Source organism: Gemmata sp. SH-PL17 (assembly GCF_001610855.1).
Taxonomy (GTDB): Bacteria; Planctomycetota; Planctomycetia; order Gemmatales; family Gemmataceae; genus Gemmata; species Gemmata massiliana.
Window position 1 is genome coordinate 4,478,682 of the sequence record NZ_CP011271.1, and the last position, 26,651, is coordinate 4,505,332.

At 63.3% G+C, this 26,651-nt stretch carries 20 protein-coding genes; 5 read left to right on the plus strand and 15 right to left on the minus strand.

Going from position 1 to position 26,651, the window contains the following annotated elements:
• Positions 1-46 precede the first annotated feature (46 nt).
• From VT84_RS18545 to VT84_RS18575, 7 genes are all read right to left on the minus strand, one after another.
• The gene (locus VT84_RS18545) at positions 47-1,237 is read right to left on the minus strand and encodes a serine/threonine-protein kinase (protein ID WP_082840554.1); all 1,191 of its coding nucleotides are present in this window, start codon (positions 1,235-1,237) and stop codon (positions 47-49) included.
• 547 nt (positions 1,238-1,784) lie between these two features.
• Positions 1,785-3,281: a hypothetical protein gene (locus tag VT84_RS18550; protein ID WP_157469618.1), complete on the minus strand. Its 1,497-nt coding sequence runs from the start codon at positions 3,279-3,281 to the stop codon at positions 1,785-1,787.
• A 219-nt stretch (positions 3,282-3,500) separates the two neighbouring features.
• Entirely contained in the window at positions 3,501-4,391 is an 891-nt protein-coding gene (locus VT84_RS18555; RefSeq protein WP_052554375.1) for an LpxI family protein, read from the minus strand.
• The gene (gene lpxD / locus VT84_RS18560) at positions 4,381-5,415 is read right to left on the minus strand and encodes a UDP-3-O-(3-hydroxymyristoyl)glucosamine N-acyltransferase (protein ID WP_052554376.1); all 1,035 of its coding nucleotides are present in this window, start codon (positions 5,413-5,415) and stop codon (positions 4,381-4,383) included. Before lpxD ends, VT84_RS18555 begins: the two co-directional genes overlap by 11 nt.
• A 196-nt stretch (positions 5,416-5,611) precedes the next feature.
• Positions 5,612-5,986 carry a hypothetical protein gene (locus VT84_RS18565; RefSeq protein WP_052554378.1) on the minus strand — a complete coding sequence of 125 codons (375 nt, stop codon included), beginning with the start codon at positions 5,984-5,986 and terminating at the stop codon, positions 5,612-5,614.
• A 7-nt stretch (positions 5,987-5,993) separates the two neighbouring features.
• On the minus strand, positions 5,994-6,347 hold the full coding sequence (locus tag VT84_RS18570; protein ID WP_052554379.1) for a hypothetical protein: 354 nt from the start codon (positions 6,345-6,347) through the stop codon (positions 5,994-5,996).
• Positions 6,348-6,480: 133 nt separating this feature from the next.
• Positions 6,481-8,349, minus strand: a complete 1,869-nt coding sequence (locus VT84_RS18575) for a TIGR03960 family B12-binding radical SAM protein (RefSeq protein ID WP_082840556.1) — start codon at positions 8,347-8,349, stop codon at positions 6,481-6,483.
• Positions 8,350-8,792: 443 nt separating this feature from the next.
• Between VT84_RS18575 and VT84_RS18580 the strand changes: the two genes are divergently transcribed.
• Positions 8,793-9,344, plus strand: a complete 552-nt coding sequence (locus tag VT84_RS18580; RefSeq protein ID WP_082840557.1) for a DUF1415 domain-containing protein — start codon at positions 8,793-8,795, stop codon at positions 9,342-9,344.
• Here the strand turns inward: VT84_RS18580 and VT84_RS18585 are convergent.
• The 4 genes from VT84_RS18585 to VT84_RS18600 form a co-directional block, all read right to left on the minus strand.
• On the minus strand, positions 9,334-12,462 hold the full coding sequence (locus VT84_RS18585; protein WP_082840558.1) for a c-type cytochrome: 3,129 nt from the start codon (positions 12,460-12,462) through the stop codon (positions 9,334-9,336). The two genes, VT84_RS18580 and VT84_RS18585, sit on opposite strands and share 11 nt — an antisense overlap.
• Positions 12,463-12,616: 154 nt before the next feature.
• Positions 12,617-14,065, minus strand: coding sequence for a DUF1501 domain-containing protein (locus tag VT84_RS18590; RefSeq protein ID WP_082840559.1), 1,449 nt, complete (start codon positions 14,063-14,065; stop codon positions 12,617-12,619).
• 70 nt (positions 14,066-14,135) lie between these two features.
• The gene (locus VT84_RS18595) at positions 14,136-16,478 is read right to left on the minus strand and encodes a PSD1 and planctomycete cytochrome C domain-containing protein (RefSeq protein ID WP_082840560.1); all 2,343 of its coding nucleotides are present in this window, start codon (positions 16,476-16,478) and stop codon (positions 14,136-14,138) included.
• 110 nt (positions 16,479-16,588) lie between these two features.
• Entirely contained in the window at positions 16,589-17,926 is a 1,338-nt protein-coding gene (locus VT84_RS18600; RefSeq protein ID WP_082840561.1) for a PP2C family protein-serine/threonine phosphatase, read from the minus strand.
• 178 nt (positions 17,927-18,104) lie between these two features.
• Between VT84_RS18600 and VT84_RS18605 the strand changes: the two genes are divergently transcribed.
• Positions 18,105-18,626, plus strand: a complete 522-nt coding sequence (locus tag VT84_RS18605; RefSeq protein ID WP_052554387.1) for a PEGA domain-containing protein — start codon at positions 18,105-18,107, stop codon at positions 18,624-18,626.
• Positions 18,627-18,651: 25 nt separating this feature from the next.
• On the opposite strand, the gene VT84_RS18610 is transcribed toward VT84_RS18605, so the two are convergent.
• Both VT84_RS18610 and VT84_RS18615 read right to left on the minus strand, forming a co-directional pair.
• Positions 18,652-20,061, minus strand: a complete 1,410-nt coding sequence (locus tag VT84_RS18610) for a BRcat domain-containing protein (RefSeq protein WP_157469620.1) — start codon at positions 20,059-20,061, stop codon at positions 18,652-18,654.
• Between the two features lie 129 nt (positions 20,062-20,190).
• Positions 20,191-21,420: a ribonuclease D gene (locus tag VT84_RS18615; protein WP_162271767.1), complete on the minus strand. Its 1,230-nt coding sequence runs from the start codon at positions 21,418-21,420 to the stop codon at positions 20,191-20,193.
• 182 nt (positions 21,421-21,602) lie between these two features.
• On the opposite strand from VT84_RS18615, the gene VT84_RS18620 reads away from it, so the two are divergent.
• Positions 21,603-21,866 (plus strand): hypothetical protein, encoded by a 264-nt coding sequence (locus VT84_RS18620; RefSeq protein WP_052554392.1) that lies wholly within the window; start codon positions 21,603-21,605, stop codon positions 21,864-21,866.
• 102 nt (positions 21,867-21,968) lie between these two features.
• Here VT84_RS18620 and VT84_RS18625 read toward each other — a convergent pair whose 3' ends face one another.
• The gene (locus tag VT84_RS18625; protein WP_082840564.1) at positions 21,969-23,849 is read right to left on the minus strand and encodes a sigma-70 family RNA polymerase sigma factor; all 1,881 of its coding nucleotides are present in this window, start codon (positions 23,847-23,849) and stop codon (positions 21,969-21,971) included.
• A 222-nt stretch (positions 23,850-24,071) separates the two neighbouring features.
• A complete protein-coding gene (locus VT84_RS18630; RefSeq protein WP_082843348.1) occupies positions 24,072-24,617 on the minus strand; it encodes a MarR family winged helix-turn-helix transcriptional regulator in 546 nt (181 codons plus the stop codon).
• A gap of 80 nt (positions 24,618-24,697) precedes the next feature.
• Here VT84_RS18630 and ilvC point away from each other — a divergent pair, with 80 nt between their 5' ends.
• Together ilvC and VT84_RS18640 are read left to right on the plus strand one after the other, a co-directional pair.
• On the plus strand, positions 24,698-25,747 hold the full coding sequence (gene ilvC / locus VT84_RS18635; protein ID WP_082840565.1) for a ketol-acid reductoisomerase: 1,050 nt from the start codon (positions 24,698-24,700) through the stop codon (positions 25,745-25,747).
• A 520-nt stretch (positions 25,748-26,267) separates the two neighbouring features.
• Complete coding sequence (locus VT84_RS18640) at positions 26,268-26,651, plus strand: hypothetical protein (protein WP_082840566.1); 384 nt, start codon at positions 26,268-26,270, stop codon at positions 26,649-26,651.

Genomic DNA, 26,651 nt, shown 5'->3' on the forward strand with positions numbered 1-26,651 from the left:
ACCACGGTTCGAGTGGCCGCTCGGAGTGAGCCGGCCACAGGGGTGATTATTGTTGGCAACCCGGCAGGAGGCCATCCGAAGTCCCCTGCACCACGGTCGCCCGGAGCGGCAAGTTCGGAACGACCCGCGTGCGCACCCACTGTCCCGCGAGCAGGGCGAGCAGAACCGCACCGGTGCCCACGATCCAGGGCCAGTTCATGGACTTGGACTTCGGGGGCGTTGGCGTGGGCGCGTCCGGGGGAATGCTCGTGGCCTTTTCGACCGGCGGGCCGTGATCGGTCCGGGTCGGCATTTCGGGCGTCGGGTCGAGGCACGCGACCGAGTGCGTTTGGCCCTCGGCAAACGCCGGAAGTTTCGTCGCGAGCCGGGTCGCAATGAGCACTTCGGCGAGGCGCCCGGCACGCTGAATACGCGCACGCGGATCGCACGCGAGCATCGATTCGATGATCCCCGCGAGTTCTTCCGGCACGCCCGCATTCACAGAGCGGATCGGGCGGAACGAGTCGTGTGCCTTCTCGCGGATCACCTCATCGTGGGTCGAACCGGGGAACGGTACCTCGCCCGTGAGCAAGTGGTACAGCGTCGCCCCCAGCGCGAACAGGTCGCTCCGACCGTCCACGAGGTTCGCGTTCACCGCCTGTTCGTAGGGCATGTAGTAGGTCGTCCCCACGCCCTGGTGAATGGCGGTCAGTTGCGAGTCGTCGTTGAGTCGCTTCGCCAGTCCCAAATCGGCCAGTTTCGCGATGCCGTGGGGGTGGAGCAGAATGTTGTCCGGCTTCACGTCCCGGTGGACGTACTGGCGGTCGTGGAGGAACTCCAGGCCACAAGCGATGTCGATACCGATGCGAACGACCATGCCCACGGGTAACCGGCCCAAACGCGCGAGCGCGCCGTGGGCCGTGGGGCCGTCGATGTACTCCAAAACGAGGTAATGTTTGCTCACGTCCGGGTCGTACCCGGAGGCGATCCCCTGGACAATCGACGGGTGCTCCAGCACGCGACTGAGGCGCGCTTCGCGGTAGAACCGGCCGACGAATTCCGGTTGCCCCGAGAGGTGGTCGGCGAGGATCTTCACCGCGACCGGCCGCCCGGCGGCCACGTCGTAGCTCTGGAACACGGCGCTCATTCCGCCCTCACCGATCTGGCGGAGCAGCCGGTACCCGGCCACCGAGCGAGGCACCCCGCTCACGCGCCCGGGGGCGGTTGTGGGTTGCGCATGGCGTTCGCCCTCCGTCATCGGCGCACCTCCTGGTACCCGAAGCACTGAACCAACGGATCGCGAGATAGCTGACTAGCGAGTCCGAAACGAATGGGTATCCGAACCCAACTCACAAAACTCCTTGATACCGCTGCGAGAGCGGATCGCCAATGTCCGCAGTTACTACACGCCTTCGAGTAAGTTCGCTTTCAACTCTAACGGATTTTGGCCCCGTGGCGTTGGTGCGCGGAACTGGCACTAATTAGTTGCCCCGAGCGGACCGTATTCGTCGCGCTTTTGCGAATTTGGCGCGTTTCTTTGCGCCGGGTGGGATGGACCGTTCCGAATGCCCACGAAATAGACGAGTCAGTAGGGTTAAGTTATACCCGAACTCGCGGAAGAGATGGTATGAGTTCTGAGTGAATGCCCAAAATTTAGGCACGGAACTAAACGGATAAAACACCCAACACAAGTGTAGTCGCCACAAACCGCTCTTTTGCAATAACTTGCAATGTCAATCACAAATCGACCGCGGTTCCGATCACAACGCCTGCGGTCTCAAAATCCACGCGAGAAATTCGTTTTCTTACCGTTCCGGTTCAAGGTGGGCTGAACGCAGAGCACGTAACCGAGCAAGCAGCGGCTTCGCACGACCGGTCGCGTCGAGAAGTCCACTGTTGGGAATGAGGTGAGGTTCTGCGTCCGTCCAGTGATCCCAGGTAACCGTTCGGACCTGCGGCCAGCAGAGTGCGAGCGCCGCGAACGATGCCCCCCACTCGGCCTGACCTTCGGGCGAGGGACGCGCACGCCAGGCCGGTTGCCACACCGATTGGCCAAACTCCGCGGCCTCGTGATCCGGTTCGTCGGACGAGGGAAGGCTCAGAACGACTTCCAGCGGCAACCCGAGCATCCCGAACACATCGAGCAAGCGTGCGGTATCGAGCAGGTCGCGCGGCAAGCTCCCACGCGGGCGGACCCCGGCACGAACTTCTAACTCCACCGCCGAGAGCCGCACACCCGCACGGATCAGGTCATCGGGGAACGTGAGCGGCGAAATCGTCTGATCTTCTGTGGCGAGGTACTCTCCCCACGGTTGGGCCACGCTCAGGATCAGTTCGAGACCGGAATCGACCTGTGCCGCGGCCTCGAAAAGTCGGAACGCGAGCCGGAGCCGATCGTCGTCGACCAGCCCGAGCGAATCCGTGTGGTTAAACCCCGCACACACAACCCAGCGCCGGACGTCGCTCTTGTAGCGATTGATCGCGGTTTCGAGGAAATCGCACATGCACGCGGCCAGCGTCGGCAGGTCCGCGGCCCACCCCGCGGCCCACGCGGGAATCATACCGGGCGTGAGATCGATCACCGGCCCGATCGTAACTGGCAGCCCCGCAGCGCACGCGGCCGCGACAGCCGCATCCGGCTCGGCCCAATCGTACTGCGACTCGTTTCGCTCAATGTCCCGCCAGCGAAAGCACACCGATCCAGCCGTAAACGCGCGCGTGTATTCCTCAATGGCAGCCCGTCGCGGCGCCCGCAAGCACCGCGCCGCGAACCACGTATCGAGCGGTCCTTCGTCTTTGTGGCGCGTTGTGAGCATTTGCGCGGTGTACTCGCGCGCGAGTTGGTCCGCGAGGTTGTGAGCCTGTTCGAGAACGCGCGTGGCCATCGAATCGGACTCGGCCGCGGTCGGAGCGAGCACCGCGCGCCCGAACTGGCGGCTCGCCTCCGCGATCGCGCGCTCGAATTCCGGGGTGGTGCGCAGCCCGATCGACTGCCATTCCGCGGTCTGCGTGCGGACCTGGTTGAGTTTTCCGCGTGCGAGTTCTACGAGCAGTCGGTACGGTTCGTCGCGCTCGCGAAGGGTCGTCGTCCCGACCACGAGCGTACCAAACGGCTCAACCGGCCACGGCACGAACAGGTAACCGCTCTCGTTCTGCTTGCGCGTGAGAACCAGGCGCCCGTCGGTGATTTCGACGGTTGTCGGGCCGGGGGTGAGATCGTGGTACCCGACACTCGCAACGCACGCCTCCCCCAGCATCGCCGCGGCGGTGCCCGGTAATGGGTTCGGCAACAGAAAGGACATCGACCCCATACGTATTTCAATCCGCTTTCCGGTGGTGAACCAGAAAGAACGAGACGGTTCCGACGGGCGAGGAACCGATCCCGGTGTCGTCTCAACGGGCGAATTCGGACCCGTACCCACCGACAGGCAATGTTTTAGTTATACCCTGAAGATCGACCGGAAGGGAACAGCGTTCGCCGTTCATTGGAGCCGGAAATCCACAAATCGCCGAATCTTACTTCACGCCGGAGGTGAAACGAGGCTCGTGATCGTGATCCCGTACTTCTCGGCGAGTGCGACAGTCGCAGCCTGATCGATGACAATCGTGCGACCGGCCTCGATCGCCAGCGCGGTCGCGCCCGCTTTTCGCATTGTTTCGATGGTCTGAGTGCCCACCGTCGGGACGTCGAACCGCCGGTCCTGCTCCGGCTTCGCGACCTTCACGACCACGAACCCGCCCTTGCGACACAGTTCGCCGGCCCGGAGTATTGCAAGATCCGTGCCCTCGATCGCTTCGACCGCGAGTACCGCCCGCTCACGGACCATTACACTTTGCCCCACGTCCAGGCGTCCCATTTCGCGCGCCAGGTGCCAGCCGAGCGCGATGTCTTGGGTTTCGCTCTTCGTCGGGCGCCGGCGGGTCAACACGCCTTCACTCACGAGCAACTCCGGGCACAGGTCCAGGGCCGAAACGCACTCCATCCCCTCCGCCCGGAACTCGTTGATGATGCCGAGCAGGATCGAATCATCGTTGTTCGCATTCCGCTTACGGAAGAACCAGAACCGAACCATCCGCCAATCGGGGACGAAATGGACCAAGCGCCAGGGCCGGAACAGAATGCGCTTCTCGAACTTCCCCGCCATTGTCCACTGGCGCACCCCGCCGCGCCGGAACGCGCGCATGATGGTGCCCAGGGACGTCCGCCGGAGCCAAACAAATTCCGTGCAGAGCGAGCGGAGCGCGGGATCGGCCATGCCCGCAGCGGCCACACAAACGACGGGAATCCCGTGCTCCCGGGCCTTCTCCGCGAACACAACGGGGAACCGCCCCCCACAGGCCAGTAACCCGACCGGGGCGCGAGTATTCAGCGCCCCATTTCCCGCTCCGAGTACCGCCGCGTCAGTTGCCATTCTTCCCGGACCCCGCATCGAGGCGCTTCTTGATCTCTTTGACTTCTGCACGGAGATCCGGCAACCGGCGCAGGCTGAAGTGCATCCGGATCTGTTCGTGGACCGGGGTCGCCGGCGAACCGAACACGTGCTGGTCGTCCGGTACGTCCGAGGGCACACCCGACTGCGCGCCAACGGCGACTCGCGCCCCGAGGGTCACGTGATCCGAGACCCCGGCTTGCCCCGCGAGAACAACGTGATCGCCGGTCGCGGCCGAGCCCGCGACCCCGACCTGACTACAAAACAGGTTGTGTTTCCCAATCTGGCAGTTGTGCCCGACCTGAACGAGGTTATCGATTTTGGTTCCGGCCCCGATCCGCGTCGGGCCGAAAGTCCCACGGTCGATCGTCGAGTTCGCCCCGATTTCGACATCGTCCTCGATCTCGACCCACCCCAATTGCGGCACCTTAATGTGCCGCCCGTGGGCGGTCCGGTAACCGAACCCGTCCGCACCAACGACCACACCCGCGTGCAGAATCACACGGCTCCCGACCACACACTCGTCGTAAAGCACGACGCGCGGGTGAATCGTGGTGTCGCTACCAATTTTGCAGAACCGACCGATCGATGCACCCGCGCAGATCGTCGAGTTCGTCCCCACTTCCACGCCCTCTCCGATCACCGCCAACGGCCCGACGGTGACGCCGGGTGCGAGCTTCGCGGAGGGGTGAATGTGTGCCGAGGGGGAGACGCCACCGGGCGCCTCACTCGGCCGGGCGCGTAGTTGCCGGACGATGCTGGCAAACGCCATGAGCGGGTCAGAAACCCGGATGATCGGCCGCCCGTTCACGGGAACCGATACCGGGACAATGGCCGCGGACGCCTTACTGGAGTGCCACGCGGACAGATTCTTCCCGTTCTCGACGAACGTAATGTCGCCGGGTTGCGCTTCGCCCAAGGTACGGGCATTCGAGATCGTAAGTTCCGGGTCACCGAGAACTTCGCCTCGCACCCATTCGGCCAGTTGCCGCACGGTGACGTTCACGGAGTTGGTCCCTTCTTCCGTGCGAGCCGGAAAATCCGGTCGCCCGGAGTTCGCGGAGGTTAGCGAACCCGCACGGACGAGACAAGCCCAACCGTTCGGGGGTACCGCACTGACATTGATGAGTATCGACCCGCGGCGCTGTCGGGGATAGGCGGAGATTGGGGGAATTCGAGGAACCCGGACGTGACCGTGACGGTTATGCCGGGCGAATATCAGAGAGTTGTGCGAAGTCGGACGGCGAGACTGCACCGGATTCCGCTTCGATCGCCCCGCCGCCCGCCTCGGCACACGCCCACGCGACGCGATCGCGCGCGGCCAGCAGTGTGACATCCGCGTTACTCCAAACGACACAGTTAACGGAATCGGGAGTCTGGCGAAGGGTGACCATACCCGAACCGGCCGCGATCCGCAGTTCGCGCCACCCGGCTTCCGGGGTCTCGTCCGGGAACGCGGGTAGCCCGTCGATCATCCGAATCACGGCCGATTCGCCGACACGAACGAGCTGAGCTTTGATAGCGTCCCACGCCGGCACGCCGCCGGCGGGGAATCGAACGACGCGGTCCAAACCCATGTGAAACCTATTTCGCGTTGCCGATCAGGATCTCTTCGAGCCGCTTCTTCTGTTCCGCCGTGAGCACCGCCTTCTCTTCCTTGAGCATGCTCGCTTCGAGTTCCGCGATCTTGGACTTCAGTTTGGTGATCTCGTCCTTGTGCTTCGATTGAATTTTGTACACTTCTTGAACTTGCGAATCCGTAAGCCCCAGCTTCTTCCAGTTCGCAGGGAGTGTCCCCTTATACTTGGTCGCGTCGTCCTTCTTGTCTTCCTTTTTCTCGGCTTTCTTCTCGTCCTTTTTGGTCTCTTGGCCAACGAGGCCACCAGAAAAGACAACCAGTGCAGCAAACAAACCGGCAAGCAAGCTCGACCGAATCATGGGCGCCCCTTGATGGGTGGCAGGTGAGAAAACGAATCTGCGAACGACGCAGCGTGACTAATATCCAGTCATTAGGCTCGCCCTCGCAAGTGAAAAAACCCTCACCTGCACAAAATTTCCCCATCCCGGCCCTTTATCCCCCGCACCCGGTGGGGCTCTGGCCCCCTTCCCCGCCCTCGCCGCTCACGGCTTCGGCCATCACGCGGAGCTGAATGACACTGCGTTCTTGCTCCTTTTCCAGGTACGCGCGCCCCTTCTTCACGTTCACGTGGTCCCACGGGAGCTTCTCGCCGATCGGCCGCTGGCGCGACCGATAGAAATCCACGTCGATTCCCATGTCCGCGAACGACTTCCACCACAGTTCCGGGCGGAAGCACTCTTTCCACCCGTCGAACCGGGCGCCGCGCCGCCACGCCTCGTGGAGCCCGGGCGCCACGCGCCGGTCGCCGCGCGTCAGAATGCCTTCGAGGAGGCTCGTTTCGACGTCGTGCTGCTTGATCTTCACCCACTTGTTCCGCTTCTGGCGGTGCAGGTAGTCGCCCGCCCAGCGGAAGTATTCGCGCGACTGCATCCCGTTCCACTGGTACGGCGTGTGCGGCTTCGGGATGAAGTTCGACACACTCGCGGTCACTTCCTTGTATCGACCGGTCGCCTGTTTCCCGACCTCGCTGATCGCCTCCGCGAGTTCGACGATGCCGTCCAGGTCCACCGAGCGCTCGCCGGGCAGCCCGCACAGGAAGTAGAGCTTCACGTGCGACATGCCCGCCTTGAACGCTTCGCGGCAGCCTTCGATGAGGTCGTCGTTCTTGATCGGCTTGCGGATCTGCGTCCGCATGTCGTCGCGTGCGACCTCGGGAGCCAGTGTCAGTCCGGCCCGGCGCCACCCCTGCATCAGTTGCGGCACGCTCCGGAGCTGGTGGTTCACGCGCAAGCTCGGCAACGAAACGTTCACCCCGAGCGGCCCGAACACCTCGTGCATCCGCCGAACCAGTTCCTCGAAGTGCGGGTAATCGCTGCTCGAAAGCGAGAGCAGGCTGATTTCGTTCATCCCGGTGTTGCGGTAGCTGTCCAGAGCGGCCTGGACGATGGTTTCGACCGAGCGCACCCGGAGCGGGCGCTTGATGACCGTCGATTGGCAGAACCGGCACTGCCACGGGCACCCGCGCATGATCTCGATCGCGATGCGGTCGTGGGGCGTCTGCACGAACGACACGACCGGCTTCGTAGGGAGCGGGATCGAATCGAGATCCTGGGTGATCGTGCAGCTCTCGATTTGTGCGGGGACGTCGCTCCGCGTGCGGTTGACGGCCGCGATCGTGCCGTCCGCGTGGTAGTCGAACACGTAGAACGCGGGCGCGTAGGCCCACTTCGTGCTGCCGACCAGTTCGGCGAGCATCTCCATCCGGCGCTTGTGCGTCAGGTCGCCGTCCCGGATCGCGACCTCCTTCAGCGCCATCCACTTTTCCATCACCCACGGCAGCGACTCTTCGCCGTCCCCGATGACGAACAGGTCGACGAACGGCGCGAGTAACTCCGGGTTCTGCGCGCCGGGACCACCCGCGATCACGAGCGGGTCGCTTACCATGCGCTCGTTGCTGAACAGCGGGACGCCGCCGAGGTCGATCATCGTGAGCAGGTTCGTGTAGCACACCTCGTATTGCAGGCTGAACCCGATGATGTCGAACTCGGACAGCGGCGTGAACGTTTCCAGCCCGTACAGAGGCAGCCGGTTGCGGCGCAGTTCGCCCTCGAAATCCAGCCACGGTGCGAACGCCCGCTCGCAGGCCCACTGCGGGTCGTTGTTCATGATCGTGTACAGCACCTGGAACCCGTGGTGGCTCATCCCGAGCGTGTAGGCGTCCGGGAAGCACAGGCACACTTTTCCGCGCACGTGGCGGTGATTTTTAGGAACAGAATGGAGTTCGCCGCCGGTGTACTGAGCGGGCGTCTTCACACGCGGCAACACCCGCATGACGGCTTCACGAACGGCGGTGTTCAACATGGGACAGGTCTCGCGATCGGCGTAACTTCGCAACGCAGCGATTATACCAGCCGAATGCGAGAAAGCCCCGGTCGGACCAGGGACTTAAACGACGATTTGACGCGAATTCAGGACTCGTTACGCGAGGAGTTTGGGAGAAACGTTGGTCGCGTCGGGGGCTACTTCTGAACTTGGGACGCGGAAGGCTCACGGCACCGCTGGGGTGCGATGCCCCTAAAAATAAGTACAGGATCGGGACCGCGTTCGGCGCGGTCGGTCCGGTCCGATCCTGGGGGCGAGCACCCCTGCGGTGCTGGAACAGCCGTTCCCCGCGTGGCAGTGCCCGGCACGAACTCGGGCGACGCAACATCGCCCACTACTGCAAAGCAGTGGTGCTAACCCCCGACGCGACTCAACGGCGATAAACTATCCCGCGACCGCCCGCCGTGCAACCAAGGATAAACGTGCTCACGACAGAAACCGTAATCGAACAGACGCGCCGGTGGGTTTCGGACGTCGTGATCGGTCTGAACTTGTGCCCGTTCGCCCGGCGCGTGTTCGATGGCGGCCTGATCCGGTTCACGGTTACCGACGCGGCCGACGAAGACGCACTCCGCGCTGCTCTTACGAACGAACTCCGGTCGCTCGCCGATATCCCAGCCGAACAAGTCGAAACCGCGATCCTCATCCACCCGCACACCCTGGGCGACTTCCTCGATTACAACGATTTCGTCGTCGAAACCGAATCGCTGATCGAGGAGTTGGAACTGACCGGCGTGATCCAGATCGCGGGGTTCCACCCACAGTACCAGTTCGGCGGAACGCGCCCGGGCGACGTGGAGAACTACACCAACCGGTCACCGTTCCCGATGCTCCACCTGTTACGCGAGGACAGCATTACTGCGGTGAACGACGACCCGGAAAAGCTCCTCGAAATACCACGGCGGAACGTCGAAACGCTCCGCCGCATCGGGAAGGCTCAAATCCAGAAACTACTCGGCCGCGTTACTTCTTGAACATCGCGTGGTTCGGGTCACCGCGACTCAGAAGGTACGCGAGCATATCGAGCACCTCGCGCTCGTTCAGCTCGTTCAACAGCTTCTCGGGCATGAGCGAGATGTTGGACGGCTTGACGTTCGCGACGTCCTCTTTCTTGAGTTCCAGCACCTTCGAGGCGTTTTCGGGGTCGAGAACGACCGTGTACTTCCCGCCCGCGTCGTTCACGATCTTGCCTGTAATGGTCTTGTCGTCGGTAGTTTGAATCACCGACGCCTTGTACTGGTCCGAAATCACCTTGCTCGGTTCGACGATCGATTCGGACAGGTCTTTTAGGCTGAACCGCCCCGCGACCTGCGACAGATCGGGACCGGTCGCCCCGCCGTCGCCGCCGAACCGGTGACACACCACGCACCGCGCCGCGGCGAACGCCCGCGCACCGTTCTTGAAGTCGCGCCCGCTCTTAAGCTTGTCTTCGAGCGCAACGAGATCGGCCGTCGCCCACGCTTTCCCGGGGCCGACCGGCTTGGGGAGCGTAGGGGCCTTGTACGCGGGGCGCAGCCCGCCCGCTTCGATCGCGAGCCGGTCACTGTCAGTCGCATTGGCGAACGCATCCTTCTCGATGTTCGTGAGGAAGCCCTGGTAACTCGCACCGCCGGCCTTCGTCCGCGCTTCTGCGAGGAAACCGTAATACGTCTTCCATCGGTCCATGTTCCAGCCCAAGGTCGCGTTGCGGAGCGTGAACAGGTAGGAGAGCTTCTGCTGGTCCGGGGCGTTCTTGAGCATGTTCGCCACGGTCCCGCCGTACCCGCGATTCCGGAGCAACACCTCTTCCAACCCCTCTTGCGTGAGCGGCTTTGACGGCTTCTTCAGTTCCGCGCAGATCTTCTCGACGATGGACGGCGATTTAAGGTAGACGAGAAGCTGGGCCATTTCGCGGTTCAAAGCGTCGTCCGGGGACGGGAAGGCTCTATCGAGCCGCTGCGAAAGTCGCTCTGCGGTGGCCTTATCAGGTTCGCCCATCCGAAGGAATACGAGCGAATAAACCCGGCTGAGGTCCACCAACTGCTCTAGGGAGAGGCCATTGCCCCGCTCCTTGATCCCGATAAACACCCGGTCTATGGTTTCAAGAAGTTTCGGTTGAAGCTCTTTCCCTCCCTGACGCGCCAGAGCAACGGCACCATTGAGAATCGCAATCCGATCCTTCTCCGCGAGCACTTTGTTCTGCCAGAACTTCACCGGTTGGTGCTCAAGAGCCACGCGAGCCGCGTAACGGACGAAGCGGTCTTCGTGCTTCAGATGTGGGTAGAGGAACTCCACGGCCTTTGCCGGGTCGTCCGCGAGTTTGTGATACTCTTCGATCTGTTTCAGCAGTTTCAGTTCCGCCGTCGGCGCGGTTTTGTATTCCACTTTCTCGGTCGGTTCCTTGCCCACATACGTCACGCGGAACAGTTCGCTCTGCGTCCCGCGCCCGCCGATGGTGAAATACATCGCACCGTCAACTTGGTTAATAACCACGTCCGTGAGCGGGAGCGGGGTGCGGCTCAGGAACTCTTCCTTCGTGGCCTTGTAGGTCGCGCCGTTCAGTTCGGTGTGGATCGCGTACATCGTGCCGAACGTCCAGTCGCAGATGAACAGCGCCTTCTGGTACTTCGCCGGGAACTTCGCCCCGTACCCGAACTCTACACCGACCGGTGATCCCGGCCCGATGTCCACCATCGCGGGCAACGAATCGATGTAGTACGCGGGCCACTTGCCGGTCCCACTGCGCCAGCCGAGTTCGCTACCGCTCGTCGCGTGGTTCACCCGCGTCGGGCGGTACCACGGCATCCCCAGATCCCACTCCATGTCCGCGTCGTAGACGAACATTTCGCCGTTCGCGTTGAACGCGAAGTCATACGGGTTCCGGTACCCGCTGGTGAAAATCTCCCAAGATTTGCCGTCGAAATCCGTCTTGGCGACGTACCCGCCGGGGGCAAGAATGCCCCGCGCGTGCCCGTTCGCGTCCCACTGGCGCGGGAGGATGTGGTCCTCGCTCCAGTTCTTCGGTACGCGGCTGTGGTTGAAATTTTCCGGCGGCTGAGTGTGGTTTCCGCAAATGACGTACAGCGACTTACCGTCCGGCGCGAGTCGCACCGCGTGCGGCCCGTGTTCGCCACCGCCCTGGATCGCCTTCAGCTTCTCGACCTTATCGAGTTGGTCGTTGTTCTCCGAAGACGTGACACGGTACAGCCCGCTCCCGGGGCCGCCGTTGCACACCACATACAACGCGCCCTTGTGCCACAACAGCCCCTGTGCCGCGGTGACCTTCGCGGGGATCTTCTCGACTTTTGTTTCTTCTTCGGTGCCCACTTTTCCGGGCGTGATGCGGTACAGTCCCTTGCCGTCCTGGTCGCTCGCGATCAGCCGGCCCTTATCGTCTGCGGTGAGGCACACCCACGAACCCAGAGTGGCCCGCGGGACCGTGAACAGCTTCTCGATCTTGTAACCGGGAAGTGCAACGAACGTGTTGGCGGGTACCTTCGAGCCGGGTTGTGCGCCCGTGCTCGCGTCGAACACCTTGCCCCACGGCCCGTCGCCGTAGGTACCGGTCTTCTTGACCGGCTTGTTCTCTTTTACCTTGCTTCCCTCCGTGCTACACGTCCACGAGTCGTCGGTGACGATGTACGTCGGTTCGCCCTTCTCGGGCACCAGAACCAACTTGAGCACGAAGCCCGCGACGCCGCCCTCGTTGCCCGCGCGGGCGTCGATGACGTTCCCCGTCTCTTTCAGCAACTTGGTGACGTCGATCTCGACCGGTTCCTGCCACTCGCTCGACGACGCGACCTGCTTCTGGTTGAAGTACAGCGTGATGCGGTTGTCGCACGTCGCAACGAGACGCGCGGCCTTAATACCCTTTGCATCGAATGTTTTCTCGATCCGGTAGTCCTTTTTCGCGTCCGCGCCCCACACCCACAACGGAGTCGGGCCGTCGGCGAACCGCTTCGCCCAATCGACTGTTGCCACCTCGACTTTCGGTGGCGACGCAGTCGCGCCGCGCTCGACCGTCGGTACGGTGACCGGCTTCTGCGCCTTGTCGTCGGCAAGTGCCGACGAACAGAGTGTTAAGGCAAAAAGTGCGAGTGTTGTGATGCGCATGTAGCAAGGGGGTTGGGGGCGAACCCCGCCCGCAAGGGCGGTGGGTGGTCGAGCGAACGGGTATGGTGAGTTTGTCCACGGTTCACGGCCGTGAACCGTGGCTCACAGGAGGGTTGAGTCATGACCCACGACCCTTGCGGGCCGGGTTCACGCACTACGCCAGGATCTCTTTCACGACTTTACCGTGAACGTCGGTGAGCCGGTAGTCGCGTCCCTGGAAGCGGAACGTCAATTTCGTGTGGTCGAAGCCGAGACAGTGCATCAGTGTGGCTTGCAGGTCGTGGACGTGAACCATGTCCTTCGCGACCTTGAAGCCGAGGTCGTCACTCTCACCGTGCGTGTGCCCCGCCTTGATGCCACCGCCCGCGAGCATCAGCGAGAAGCTGTCCGGGTAGTGGTCGCGGCCCAGAATCTTCCCCTCTGCGGTGCGGCCCTCACGGAACGGCGTGCGCCCGAACTCGCCGCCCCACACCACTAGCGTGTCTTTCAGGAGGTCGCGGTTCTTCAAGTCCTTGATGAGCGCCGCGACCGATTGCGCGGTGGTGGTGCCCTTCCGCGTCAGCCCGTCGCGGATGTCCTCGTTCGCGTTGGTCCCGTGGAAGTCCCAGCCCCAATCGAAGAGCTGAACGTACCGCACACCTTGCTCAATGAGGCGCCGGGCGAGTAGACAATTGTTCGCAAAACTCCCCGCGCCCGGCTTCGCGCCGTAAGAGTCCAGCACCTTCGCCGGCTCCTTGGAAATGTCCATCACCTCGGACGCTGAGAGCTGCATCCGGAACGCGAGTTCGTACTGTGCGATCCGCGTCCGAGTTTCGGGGTGGCCGAGTTCCTTTTCTTGTAACTCGTTGAGATCTTTCATCGCATCAAGCCCGAGCCGGCGCGTCTCGCGATCGAGTCCGGGCGGGTCACTGAGGTACAGGACCGGCTCGCCCTTACTGCGACACTGCACGCCCTGAAACACGCTCGGCAGGAATCCGCTGCCCCAACACCCCTGCCCGCCGCTCGGCTGCACGCCGTTGGAAATCAGCACCACAAACCCGGGCAGATTTTCGCTCTCGTTGCCGAGTCCGTAGCACGTCCAGGCACCGAGACTGGGCCGCCCCTGCCGCGCGAAACCGGTGTAGAGCAGCAGTTCCGCGGGGGCGTGGTTGAACTCGTCCGTCTTCATCGAGCGGATCACGGTCACGTCGTCCGCGACCTCGTGCAGCGGCTTGATGGCGTCCGACATCCAGATGCCGGCCTTGCCGTGCTGCTTGAACGGCTGCCGTGTGCCGAGGAGTTTGGGCACGCCCGCCGTGAACGCGAACCGCTTGCCCTTCAGGTACTCGTCCGGGCAATTCTGACCGTCGCGCTTCTGAAGTTCCGGCTTGTAATCGAACAGATCGAGGTGCGGCGGCGCCCCCGACATGTGCAGATAAATGACGCGCTTCGCGGTGCCCGGAAAATGCGGCTTCTTCGGGGCGAGCGGGTTCTCGATCTTCGGCCCGTCCGCACGCGCGCCGCTCATCAGCGACGACAGCGCGAGCCCCCCCAACCCAAGCGAGGAGGTTTGCAGGAAGTTCCGGCGAGTAACGGCCTGAAGGCGTTCGAGTGCGGAGTGCATGCGTCCCGTCCTGATATTCAGAAACTCGGTAGGCACGAAGTATCCGGGAGCGAGACCCGGAGCGCCGACATCAGCGTTTCATCAGCATTTCGTCGAGGTTCATAATCACGTTGACGACCACGGTCCACGCCGCGGCATCGGCCACAGCCACGCCCTTCGGGAGCGGGCCGAGCGGGTTCGTCGCGAACTGCGTCGCCTTCGCCGTGTCCTTCGCGAACTTCGCCTCCGCCGCTTCGTAGAGCGTCACGAGGCGCTCGACTTCGGCCTCGCTCGGCGCCCGAACGAGACACGCCCGGAACACGAACGCGGCTTTCTCCGCGTTGGTCTTCCCACCCTTCTCGATAGCGCGCCGGGCGAGGGCTTGCGCGGCCTCCGTGTACACCGGATCGTTCATCAGCACGAGCGCTTGCAGCGGCGTGTTGGTGCGCGCCCGGCGCACAATGCAGATGTCGCGATTGGGCGCATCGAACGTGGACATAGACGGGTACGGGTTCGACCGGCGCCACTGCGTGTAAAGCCCGCGCCGGTACTTGTCTTCACCCGTACTCGTCTGCCAGTCGATCGAGCCACCGAAGGCAGCGCTCACGCCGAGGTTCGGTTGTTGCGGCCGCACTGAGGGACCGAGCGTTTTGGAACTGAGCAACCCGGCCGCGAAGAGCACCTGGTCGCGGATCATTTCGGCCGAAAGTCGAACTCGCGGCCCGCGTGCGAGCAACCGGTTCTCGGGGTCGCGCTCGAACAACTCGGGCGACACCTTTGCCGATTGGCGATACGCAGTGGACATCACCAGGAGTTTGAGGAACTTCTTCACGTCCCACTTCTGCGCGACCAGTTCCGTCGCGAGCCAGTCGAGCAGTTCGGGGTGACTCGGCTGTTCACCCTGCGCGCCGAACTCCTCGCTCGTGCGAACAATCCCCGTACCGAAGATCTGCTCCCAAAATTTGTTCGCGATCACGCGCGCCGTCAGCGGATTCTCGGAACTCACGAGCCACTTCGCGAACTCCAACCGCGTCCGCGGCGCCTTCTCCGGGAATGCGTGAAACGCCGCCGGAGTGCCTTCCGTTACCTCGTCACCGAGGTCCATGAAGTTCCCGCGGAACTGCAGTTTCGTCTTCCGGCGTGCGGTGCCGGTCAGTTCCTTCATGACGGGCACGGACGTGAGCGGCTTCACCGCGGCGAGGTCTTTTTTCAGCGCCACGAGTTTGTCGCGCTCGGGCTTCATCTCGTCCGGCTTCTTCCCCTTCAGCGCGGCTTCGAGGTCCGCAACCTGCTTCTCCAGTGCGGCTTTTTTCGCGAGCAAATCGTCGGTCCAGAACGGCAGGATGGGGGTTTCGTCCGCCCGGTCCGCGTCCTCGGTGTTGTTGAAGAACGCGAACGAGCGGAAGTATTCGGTCTGCGTGAGCGGGTCGTACTTGTGCGTGTGGCACTGCGCACACGCCATCGACGTGCCCATCCACACCATGAACGTCGTGTTCACCCGGTCCACCACCGCGGCGTTGCGGAACTCCTCGTCGCTCGTCCCGCCCTCGTTGTTGGTCATCGTGTTCCGGTGGAACGCGGTCGCGACCCGTTGTTCCGTCGTGGCGTTCGGGAGCAGGTCGCCGGCGAGTTGCTCGATCGTGAACTGGTCGAACGGCTTGTTCGCGTTGAAGCTCTGAATGACGTAATCGCGGTACTTCCAGATGGTGCGAAGCGGGTCGTCGGCGTACCCGGCGGAGTCCGCGTAGCGCGCGAGGTCGAGCCACATCCGCGCCCAGTGTTCCCCGAACGCGGGCTTCGCGAGCAGCTTGTCAACGAACTTCTCATACGCACGCGGCGACTTATCATTCACGAACGCTTCGACTTCCTCGGCCGAAGGCGGAAGCCCGGTCAGGTCGAGTGCGACGCGGCGTGCGAGCGTGTACCGGTCTGCTTCGGGAGTCGGCGAGAGCTTCTCGGCCTGAAGCCGCGCGAAGAGGAAGTTGTCGATCGCGTTCGTGGTGGGGAACTTGGTGCTCGGTACCTCCGGGCGCACGGGCTTCACGTAGGCCCAGTGTTGCGAATATGTTGCGCCGTCCTTAACCCACTGTTTGAGGATCTCCACTTCACGCGGCGCGAGCTTCTTACCGGTCTTGGACGGCGGCATGACACTGGCGTCGTCCGGACTTGCGGTGAGCCGAGTAATCAGTTCACTTGCGTCCGGTTTGCCGGGCACAACGGACGCAGCAATAGCACCTTCGCGGGTGTCGAGGCGGAGCTTCGCTTTGCGCGTTTTCTCGTCGGGACCGTGACACGCGAAGCAGTAGTTCGAGAGGATGGGGCGCACGTCGCGGTTGAAATCGATCTTCGCCGGCACCGGTTGGGCGCTCACGCGGGCCGAAAACAGAACGAGAATCGCGAGAGATAAACCGAGTGGGCCGGTGTGGAAACGCACGGGCACCCTCAAAGCAAGTAACGTGGCTGGAACGGACCCGGAAGGTCCGTCGGTAGGCAGTTTCGTCAGTGTACTCGATCGGGAGGCGCGAGGGGAGAAAAAACGGGCGCCTACGACTTGGACGACGGACTCGGGGTCCAGCTCGGGCGGAACAGCTCTTCTTTGTGGCGGGCCTTGTGGAACGCTTCGGCGAGGAACAGCAGTGACGCGCACCGGGCGCGGAACGCATCTTCGGCACTGTTGCGGCTCGCCGCGATTTTGGCGGCCTCCGCGAGCACCGCGTGGGCGTTCAGATCGACCGGAACACCTTGAGCGCGCATGGCTTCCAGGAGGGATGCTTCCGCCTGCGCGAACCGCTCCGCGAGTTCAACAGAGACACGACAATCGTATTTCTTGTAGACGTTCAGCTCGCGTGGCGCGGTGTCCGCGGCGATCTCGACGGCACTGACCGGTTCCTCTTTCTGAGTGTGCTGGAACAGGCCGAATAGCCCGGCAAGAATCAGCCCCGCGGCAAGCATGAAAAGGAGTGTCGCGCCGGGTACGGCCGCGAATTGCATCCCGAGCGAGAGCAGCGCGAGCACAATGCCCCCGCCGAGCACCGTAAACGCCCACGGTACCCGCTTGCCCCACGCGCTCAGCAATCGCGAGAGTACCCCCGCTTTCGCGCCTTTCGCCCCGGACTCCTTTTCGTGACCGTTGGGAACCTGAACGATCACGACCGTGATGTTGTCCGGTCCGCCGCGCAAGTTCGCCAGTTGGACCAAGAACCGAACCGCGTTCTCGGGCGACAGTGCGCTCACGACCGCGCCAACCTCTTGGGGCGTAACCACCCCCGTCAGCCCGTCGCTACAGAGCAGGAACGTGTCGCCGGGTTCGACCGGGTGCGGCCCCTCAATGTCGACCTCGACTTCGGGGTCCGGCCCGAGCGAGCGAATGATGACGTTCTTTTTGAAGTCCCCGAGTTCGTCCGGGTCCACGCCCTGGCGCCGGGCAATCTCCCACACCCAGGAGTGATCGAACGTGAGTTGTTCCGCCTGCCCCTTGCGAATCCGGTACGCGCGACTGTCGCCGACGTGCCCGATCCACGCCCCTTCGGGGCGCAAGACCAGCGCAGTGCTCGTCGTCCCGAGCCCGCGAAACTCCGGGTTCTGTTGCCCGATCGCGTAGATACCGGCGTTCGCTTCCTGAAAAGCGCGCCGAATCGCGGGGATGATCCCGTCGCGTGCGTGCTTGGAGTACAGGAAGGGAATGTCGCGGGCGGCCTTTGCGCTGGCCTTTTCGCCCACCGCGTGCCCGCCCATCCCGTCGGCGACAACGAAAACGTGACCCTGACCCGCGAACCCGGCCGCATCGACGGCCGGGTTCGCGGCACAAGCGTCCTGGTTGTGGCTGCGTTTCACGCCCACATCGGTCAGGGCGGCGAATCGCACCGGTTCAAACGCCGACACGGATCACCTCATAACTCGTCTTCACGTATCCTACGCCATCGGCGCGCACAATGCTGCCGCACCAGCGGAAATAACTGTCGACTTGGGCGATGGGCGGGTGGCGTTGACCGATACGTCCGCCCCTGGTATGCGGACGCCTCATTAATTGCAACACCGTTCAGGGCCACGGGAGAACCGGATGACGACGGCGCGAACCGTGCGACTGGCGGCAGTGCTGGCCGGGCTAGCCGCCGCGGGATGCGTGGACCGCCGATTCGTGATCGAATCGAACGTACCCAACGCCCAGGTCTACATCGACAACAAATCGATCGGCGCGGCCCCCGCGCACGCCCCGTTCGAGTATTACGGCTACTACACGATTAAACTTGTTCACCCCGGGTACGAAACCATTGAGGAGCGCGTCCACGTGCGGGCGCCGTGGTACGCTTACCCGCCACTCGACTTCGCCGCGGAAGTCCTCTGGCCGTTCCACATACGCGACACGCGCCGGTACTACTTCAAACTCCAGGAAGCGACTCCCACGCGCACGGACGATATCCTCTCTGCTGCCGAAGCGCTCCGCCAGCGGGGAATGACGCTCCCACAAGCCGACCGCCCGGCCGAACCGCGCCCGCCGAAGCCTCGGCCGATTCCTCCACCGGCCCCGGTTCCGACCGCACCGGACTCGGTCCCAAGTGTCGTGCCGAGCGTCGCCCCTTAAAGCCAGCGACCCGGTACACGAAACGTTACCGCAGGGTGGACGCGATCTGAATGAATCGCGTCTCAAACACCGCCCGTTTCGACAGTTCGCACCAGCAATGAAGTACAACGGTCTTGTCGCCCACGCGCGCCGCCGACACGATCAGCAGGCGCGATTCCGATGAGGCGATCACTTCTTTGGGGTTCGCCGGGTCCACCACCTTACTTTCGAGCCGAAGAACGGGGGTTTCTCCCTTCGGTAGCGGATCGCCTTCGGGGTCGCCCGTGCGCTCGGCGAACGTGGGGGCGGGGAGTTCGTCGTTCGCGGCCTTTACGTGATTCACCCAGCGCGCTTTCACGAAATCACGCGCCTGATCGATCGGCTCCCCCGCGCCCTTGTCGAGAACGTAAACCTGTAGTTCAGCGTCGTCCGTGAGGGCCTTGCGGTCGGTGCGCGGGGCGTGACTGATCTTCAAGTGGCGATCGAGTTCCGGGGTCACCTGTTTGAGAGGTTCGATCGGTTCCTCTTTCCAGATGTCCTCGGCGTCCGTGAAGACGTAGGGAACCGTGGCGCCCTTGTAATCGGTCTCTTTCGCGACCGTCTCGCGCCAGTCGTTTCGCAGGTCGAGCAATTTGAACTTGCTACGGAACGCGGCGAACTCGTCTTTCAATTTGTCGAAGTCATTTTCCCCGCACCACCCCACCCAAAAGTAGGCAACTCCCCGACTCGTTGTTGTGTACGCCTCGCCCTGCCACAGCAAGTCGTCACTCTTGGCGCGAAACCGGAAGCCTTGGTCCGGGGCGATCAACTGACCGAGCCAGGTCGTCTCCGGGACCGCCTCCTTCACGTACTCGCTGAACAACTGCTTCTTGAAAGGCGCCTCCAGATCGCGCTTCATTTCGCTGGAGCGTGGGGAGCGCCCCTTCGCGTACTCGACCGAGCCGAAAATGACGTAGGCCTCGGGGTTCTCGCGCTTGAAACCGTAGGCGTATGGCGCGCGCGTCCGCAACCGCGTGGCATCGTCCTGCGCCCACCCCGCCGGAAGCGGGTCGATGCTCAAGTTCCGGTCCTTATCGACCAGTGTCGTTCCGTTGGAATTTGAGGAGCCAACGAACCCGCCGCGAATGAGAACCCTGAGAAGGATCGTGAGCGACACGCCGGCCACGATCACGGCCACGATGCCCGCGAGAATGAACACCTGGTACGTACCGGTCTTGCGCCCCGGGAGTAGTTCGTCGGGGTCGCGCTCGGCGATCGCGGCGCGTCCGATGTCCTCGAAGTCGGGTTCCAGGGGAGCCGCGGGTGCCGCGGGCGGACGGGTGGGAGCGACCGGCTGAGCACCGAGCGTGAACTGCATGGTGCATCGCGGACAACTGAGAACCACACCCTTCGGCACCTGAGCCGGGTCGAACGTGTACGGACAACTCGGGTTCGGACACTTCAGCATAGTGCTCATCGGAAGTCCGGTTCTGGTGCGCGTCAGTTCGCCGCGCAGCACTTCAAGATAGTGTACCGTCGGCGACGCGCTCGCGGGTACCAGTTTTGGGCCTACGCCGCCGATCACCCGTCAGATTTCTCGGCTCCCTCATTCTTCGTCCGGTTCTTCCTCATCCTCTGGCTCCAGTTCGACCAATTCCAGCGGCTCCGCGGCCTTCGGGTCCGCGACGCGAATCGCCGTGTCGCCGGACAGGATCGCAAGCAGTTCCGGGAGCACCGCTTTTGCGCGCCACCCGCGGCACAGCGCGACGTCGGGTAGCGGCTCGCCCGCGGCGCGGCTGCGAACGATCGTTTTCAGGTCCGCCCCCGATGAGACGAGGTTCGCGGCCAATCGGTTCCGCCCGGCGAAATCGGCGAGAACCACGTTTAGGAGGTTCCCCAACAGCACGACGTTCGAGGTATCGTTGTCGCGCGTTTCCGGTTCCGGGCACTCCTCGGTGGGCAGCGCCTTCGCGCGCCGGATCGCTTCGAGAATCGCCTCCTCCTGCCCGCGTGGAAGCCCGCGGACCGCGTGCAACTCGTCGGCCTTTGTAGGAGCGCGCCGCGCGATCTCAATGAGTAAATCGTCCCGCATCAGGAATCGCGGCGGGCGATTCAGTTTCTCCGCGAACTTATCGCGCCAACCGTAAACCTCGCGCGCGACCGCAAGTGCGCGGCAATCTAATGCGCCGATACCTTTGATTTTTCGCCACCTTTCGACCGTGACGTCGTCCGCGACCGCTTTCCGGACCGCGGTGGCGAATTCTTCCTCTGCCCACTCAAGTCTCTTGTACCGCTTCAACCGCTCCGTGAGCTTCCGGTGTGCGGGGAGCAGGTAGCGCACGTCGTCGTAGGCGTACCGCACCTGGGCCGGGGTGAGCGGGCGCTTGCGCCAGTCGGTGAGCGTCTCACCCTTCTGCATCCGCTGGTGCAGCAGGTCGTGAACGAGCCCCGCGTACCCAATGGGGTACGTCATTCCCACCAATCCCGCGGCAATTTGCACGTCGAACACGTTCGGCGGCGCACTGCCCGCTTGAAAGTAGCACATGCGCACGTCTTCGCGCCCCGCGTGGACGATCACGGTCCGCTCGGGGTCGAGCAGGATCTGCCAGAACTCGTCGAGCGGGCCGCACTCGAAGGGGTCGATGACGAAGAGCTGCTCTGCCGTCGAGACCTGAACCAAGCACAATTCCGGGCGGTACGCATCTTCCCCCACGAACTCGGTATCGAAGCCGATGAGCGGCATGTCCGCGAGGTGCGCGAGGCACGCGGCCAGTTGAGCCGGGTGCGTAACGAGTTGTTCCGGCAGGGCGGGCCGTTTGGCCGGGCGGCGGGGCATTGGAACGAGCCTGAGTTTCGAGGATGTTTCGCAGATTATCGTGGCGCAGCGGGCGCCGCGGTCAAGCGCCAGTCTCGCACGAGAACGGGTTTCTCTCCCGCGCTCACGCCATTCTGTTGGCATATTCCGGGAACGCGAACTTCCCAGACGGTAGAATCGGGTTAGCCTACGCGGAGGTGGACATGCTTGATGAGTTGCTCGAACAGAAGGTCGTAATCGACCTCGTCAGCCCGTATGTGTGCCTGGGGCGGCTGGTGCGCTACGACGAGCACTTCCTGGAACTGAAGAACGCGGACCTGCACGATCTGCGCGACACAGAAACGACGCGGGAACTCTACGTCGCGGACTCGGTCGCCACTGGGATCAAGCGGAACCGCAAGCGGGTGTTCGTGCGGCGGAGCGAAGTGGTCGCGATCTCGAAGCTCGAAGACGTGGTGGACGAATGAGAGGTTTCGGCACTGAGCGAGGTGCCCGTTAGCCAGGGCGAATTCCTGGCTAACAGTAGGCGCATTTCCAACATCACATTTCCGGCGCCAAGCCCCGGCACCTTACCGCCAGTCGAACGTCGTCAGTGCAGTCGGGGGTGTTTTGTCGACCTTGTCCGATGCGAACACGGTCTTCACTTTTCCTCCGTTCGCGTTCACCACTCCGACCCGCCAAGCCACAACGAAAGGCGTTCCGAATTCGCGGTGCTCGTACAAGAAGCCAACTCGCGACCCGTCCGGCGACCACCGCACCCCGAACGACGTGTTCATCTGCAAAAAGTCGCCCGGTCCCTTTCCACCCGGTTCGGACGCGACGACGGTCCGCGTTCCACGATCCAGATCGAGAACCACGACATCAAGCCCTTGGCAATAGACCGGCCCTTCCTTGGCTTGCTGAGCCAACGTTGTCGTCCACTGTTGGTATGCGACGCGCGTTCCGTCCGGGGATAGTACCGCTGATTCAACCACAACCGACTGTCCCGGACCGTTGCCTCCGGTCGGCGTGAGGGCGCGGCTGGTTTTACCGTTGACTGAAACCTTGCACAGTACACGTTCTTTTGCGTACAAGCCCTCAAGTCCCCACGTTTTGTTCTCCCGGATGGTGAGGAACCACGACCCGTCCGGCGACCAATCCACCACGCGGTGCATACTCGGCACTTTCAGCTCGCTCGTGGTACCGGCTACCAAATCGATCAGAACGTGTTCATATACCGAACCAAACAACCCGCGTTTGATTCGGAACCCGATTGCCTTCTTCGCATCGGGGGACCAAGCCACGATGTACGGCACGTTGCCCGACGCGAATAACGCTCCTTCACCGGTCGCGGCCTTCACCGGCTTAACCACGAGCGGATCGCCTTGTGTCAACATGCACAGACCCTTGCGGGTATTGAGCGGGAGGCGCCCGTCCGGAGCGATGCGCCCACTCGGGCCAAAGATCTCACTGACCGTGGTCGTGAGGCCGACATCCGAACTGAGACCGACAGAGAGCGACCGCGTTGGCATGTCCGCCCCGGCTTTCACGGCCTCGGCACCCGTTAGCCGCGAGACTTCCGTGCCATCTGGTTTGAGGAACCGGACGTGCCCACCGAGGCCGAGAATCAGCCGCGATTCTTCCGCTACCGTCGGCGCGGGCGCAATAATCGGCTTCTCTTTTGGCGGCTCGCCGCTGAACGCGACCGCGACACTTGCGAGGAGCGCACACGCCGCCAGTTTCCACCGGACTGCAAATCCTCTGCGCATGATCGCCTCCGTCAATTCCGTGACGTGGGGGGAAGGACAATCGGAGACGGGCGGAAGTGCCCCAACATTGGGCGCGAACGCCGCGAGAGCCACCAGACACGCGGGCGCGCTAAACCCGCGGCGGCCGAGCCGTTCGGCAAGGATTCGGCGCGCGGTCGAGAGCCGGCTGTAAACCGTCCCGACCGGTAGACCGAGGCGCCGAGCAACGGCCGCCTGCGATTCCCCCTGGAGGTCGCACGCGACGACCAGCGACCGGTACCCCTCGGGCAGTCCCGCGAGTTCTTCGGCCACCACCGCGCGGGTGTCGAAGTCCGGGTCCGATTCGCACCGACCCGTCTCGGGTGGAGTCGCAGTGAGGGATTCGCGGTTGTACCGACGTGCCGACCGCCGACGGGCTTCGCGTGCCGCGTTCACGGCTACGCCGAACAACCACCCGGCGACCGCACGGGACGTGTTGACCGCCCCTGCCCTTCGCGCGAGCACGAGGAAGGTCGCCTGAAATGCGTCCTCGGCGTCCTGGTGGTGCCGGGTGATGCGCCGACAAACCGCGAGCACCATCGCCCCGTGTCGGTGAACCAACTGGGAAAATGCGTCCGAATCGCCGGTTGCTGCGAATCGCTCGACGAGTTCCCCGTCGGATACGGGACGGTGGACGGCTCTCAGGGCACGGTTTACAGCGGCTGTACACACGGTCTGCGGCATTCCATTGCCTCCGAAGGCCGGCGGCGTGCCGACCTACCGTATATTGGCTCCCCGACGAGCCACCCTTCGACCCGGCGAAAAGAATAATCCGCAAAGATGGAAGCGTGACAGCATACCCACGTTTAGTGCCGGGCCGCTAGCCGAGCGCGAAGTGAGAAAGGAAGTGGAGTTCTGGTCGTTGCGCCACCCGCGAATGTGATTGAGCGGGTGGCCGCCGCAACCTCAGCCCGCGACTTCCGCGAGCCAGCGCCGGAGCAGGTTCGTTAGCACCGTCATCTCGCTCTCGCTCATCTTCGGGAGCGAGTCCTTGGCTTCGCTGAAGCGCGTTTTGGTGGCGCTGTCGATCGCCCGGCGCCCCTTCGCTGTGAGCTCGATCACCACCATACGGCGATCAGTGGGGTTCGGTTTGCGGAGGATGTAACCCGCCTCGGCGAGCGCGTCGAGGCGGGCCGTCATCCCGCCACTGGAGAGGACCACGCTCTCCAGCAATTGTGTCGGGGTCAGCCCGCCCTTCTTGCTGCGGCGCCGGAGCGTGGCGAGGATGTCGAACTGCCCCAGCGTGAGTTTGTGTTTCTCTAAACTAGCTTCGACGCTGCGTTCCAGGTGCTGCGCCAGCACGATGACGCGGCCCACGATCCCGAGGGGCGACGGGTCCAGTTCCGGGCGCGCCGCGCGCCACTGCACGAGGAGCCGGTCCACCACGTCGCGCTCGGCCCGGGCGCCGAGGTCCGGGGAGCCGCCCGGGCGCTGTGCGTCTGTCGTGTCCATGTTTGATTTCTTGACGTCGAGGTAATTTCTCGTACCCTCTCGGGAGAGCATAGTCCCTTCCTCTTCAGGCGAGTAGACCCATGAAAGAGATTCGCATCGGCGACACCGTGGAGCAGGCGATCGAGCGCGCCGACTACCCACTGGACCGCGTTCGGAGCATCCTCAAGGACGAGGTCGTCGCCGTTCTCGGGTACGGCGTCCAGGGCCGCGGCCAGTCGCTCAACATGCGCGACAACGGCATCAAGGTGATCGTCGGCCAGCGCAAGGGCGGTAAGGCCTACGACCTGTGCATCGAGGACGGCTGGAAGCCGGGCGAGACGCTGTTCGACCCGGAAGAGGCCGCCGCGAAGGGGACCGTGATCCAGTACCTGCTCTCCGACGCGGGGCAGAAGGAGATGTGGCCCAAGATCAAGCCGCTGCTCACCAAGGGCAAGGCCCTGTACTTCTCCCACGGCTTCTCGATCGTGTTCAGCGACCAGACGGGCGTGGTCCCGACGCCGGACATCGACGTGATCCTCGTCGCACCGAAGGGTTCTGGCACCACCGTCCGACGCCTGTTCCTCGAGGGCCGCGGGATCAACTCTAGCTTCGCCGTCCACCAAGACGCGACCGGGAAGGCCCGCGAGCGCTGCCTGGCGCTCGGGATCGCGATCGGGTCCGGGTACCTGTTCGAGACCACCTTCAAGAAGGAAGTCGTCTCCGACCTGACGGGCGAGCGCGGCGTGCTCATGGGCGCGATCTACGGGCTGTGGCTCGCGCAGTACGAAGTGCTCCGCGCGAACGGGCACTCCCCGAGCGAAGCGTTCAACGAGACGGTCGAAGAAGCGACCCAGAGCCTGTACCCGCTGATCGCGGAAAAGGGCATGGACTGGATGTACGCGAACTGCTCGACCACCGCCCAGCGCGGCGCGCTCGACTGGTTCAAGGCGTTCCGCGACGCCTCGAAGCCGGTGTTCGAGCAACTGTACCAGTCCGTCGCCACCGGCGAAGAGGCGCGGCGCACGCTCGACGCGAACAGCCGCCCCGACTACCGCCAGCAGCTCGAGAAGGAGCTGAAGGAGATCGCCGAGAGCGAGATGTGGAAGGCCGGTGCCCAGGTGCGTGCGCTGCGCCCCGAGCGCCAGGGCTGATTCGACGCAAGTGACTATGAAGCGCGGCGGGCGAGTGACAACGCATTGTCACTCGCCCGCCGCGCTCTGTTTTTATCCCCTCGCACCCATTTCCTTACAAGCACCTAGCAATCCCAGTTGTTCCACACTACGAGGTGACACCCCATAATCACAAACGAATATAATTATTACTAAAGCGATTTCCGAAATTCATTCTACCGACTTCAATCAACTTGGAATTTTTTTTCGGCCCAGATCCGTCGCGGGCGTCGGTCGTAACTACTTACCCCTCCCACTGAACCGCTAAACGCCCGGGACGCTATCACCGTCGAGCGAATATTGCCGGTCGGGTGGCCTATTGACACCCCTCAAAACCACCTTCTATGATGCCCTCACTCAACTGAGCCGCCGCCACCGTCATCCCTGGGCGGCCCAGACGATTCGTGCCAATGATTTGACCTATCATCCCGGCACACAAGCTTTTACTGACTGTGTTTCGTTTCCGCCGGTCCGCGGTTTGGTTCCGCGGGGGAGTGTCGCCGTGCCGACTCACGATCCCGTGTCTGAGTTTCGGGCCGAATGGCTGCCGCACGTGACGCGGGACGGGCTTTCGCGCATCATCGAGTTGCTGGAAAAGGGCAGCCCGTTGCTAATTCACGGTGCGTTCACGCGAACAATGCCAATGGGCTGCCTCGCGTCACACATTGCCTGGAATCATCCGCAGACGTGCAAGTACCAGCACGAGGCGGGTGTGATGTGGCTGTCTCGTGTCGCGAAGCTGAACCCCGCGACGTCGTCCGTGATTCTCGCGTGGGACCGGCACGGCGCCGCGGACTTCACTCTGCGTTCGGACTTGCTTGAAGCTTGCCTGGAAGAGCAACAGCAGCGTGAAGTCCGCGATGTCTGTGAACCCGTCCTCTGCTGA

Bases quoted from the DNA above. Each gene is read 5' to 3' on its own strand.
- VT84_RS18605 (WP_052554387.1), top strand. From the start codon at position 18,105: ATGACGACGGCGCGAACCGTGCGACTGGCGGCAGTGCTGGCCGGGCTA.
- ilvC (WP_082840565.1), top strand. From the start codon at position 24,698: ATGAAAGAGATTCGCATCGGCGACACCGTGGAGCAGGCGATCGAGCGC.
- VT84_RS18575 (WP_082840556.1), bottom strand. From the start codon at position 8,349: ATGTTGAACACCGCCGTTCGTGAAGCCGTCATGCGGGTGTTGCCGCGT.
- VT84_RS18625 (WP_082840564.1), bottom strand. From the start codon at position 23,849: ATGCCGCAGACCGTGTGTACAGCCGCTGTAAACCGTGCCCTGAGAGCC.
- VT84_RS18565 (WP_052554378.1), bottom strand. From the start codon at position 5,986: ATGGGTTTGGACCGCGTCGTTCGATTCCCCGCCGGCGGCGTGCCGGCG.
- VT84_RS18620 (WP_052554392.1), top strand. From the start codon at position 21,603: ATGCTTGATGAGTTGCTCGAACAGAAGGTCGTAATCGACCTCGTCAGC.
- VT84_RS18550 (WP_157469618.1), bottom strand. From the start codon at position 3,281: ATGTCCTTTCTGTTGCCGAACCCATTACCGGGCACCGCCGCGGCGATG.
- VT84_RS18585 (WP_082840558.1), bottom strand. From the start codon at position 12,462: ATGCGCATCACAACACTCGCACTTTTTGCCTTAACACTCTGTTCGTCG.
- VT84_RS18590 (WP_082840559.1), bottom strand. From the start codon at position 14,065: ATGCACTCCGCACTCGAACGCCTTCAGGCCGTTACTCGCCGGAACTTC.
- VT84_RS18570 (WP_052554379.1), bottom strand. From the start codon at position 6,347: ATGATTCGGTCGAGCTTGCTTGCCGGTTTGTTTGCTGCACTGGTTGTC.
- VT84_RS18555 (WP_052554375.1), bottom strand. From the start codon at position 4,391: ATGGCAACTGACGCGGCGGTACTCGGAGCGGGAAATGGGGCGCTGAAT.
- VT84_RS18610 (WP_157469620.1), bottom strand. From the start codon at position 20,061: ATGAGCACTATGCTGAAGTGTCCGAACCCGAGTTGTCCGTACACGTTC.
- VT84_RS18545 (WP_082840554.1), bottom strand. From the start codon at position 1,237: ATGACGGAGGGCGAACGCCATGCGCAACCCACAACCGCCCCCGGGCGC.
- VT84_RS18630 (WP_082843348.1), bottom strand. From the start codon at position 24,617: ATGGACACGACAGACGCACAGCGCCCGGGCGGCTCCCCGGACCTCGGC.
- VT84_RS18615 (WP_162271767.1), bottom strand. From the start codon at position 21,420: ATGCCCCGCCGCCCGGCCAAACGGCCCGCCCTGCCGGAACAACTCGTT.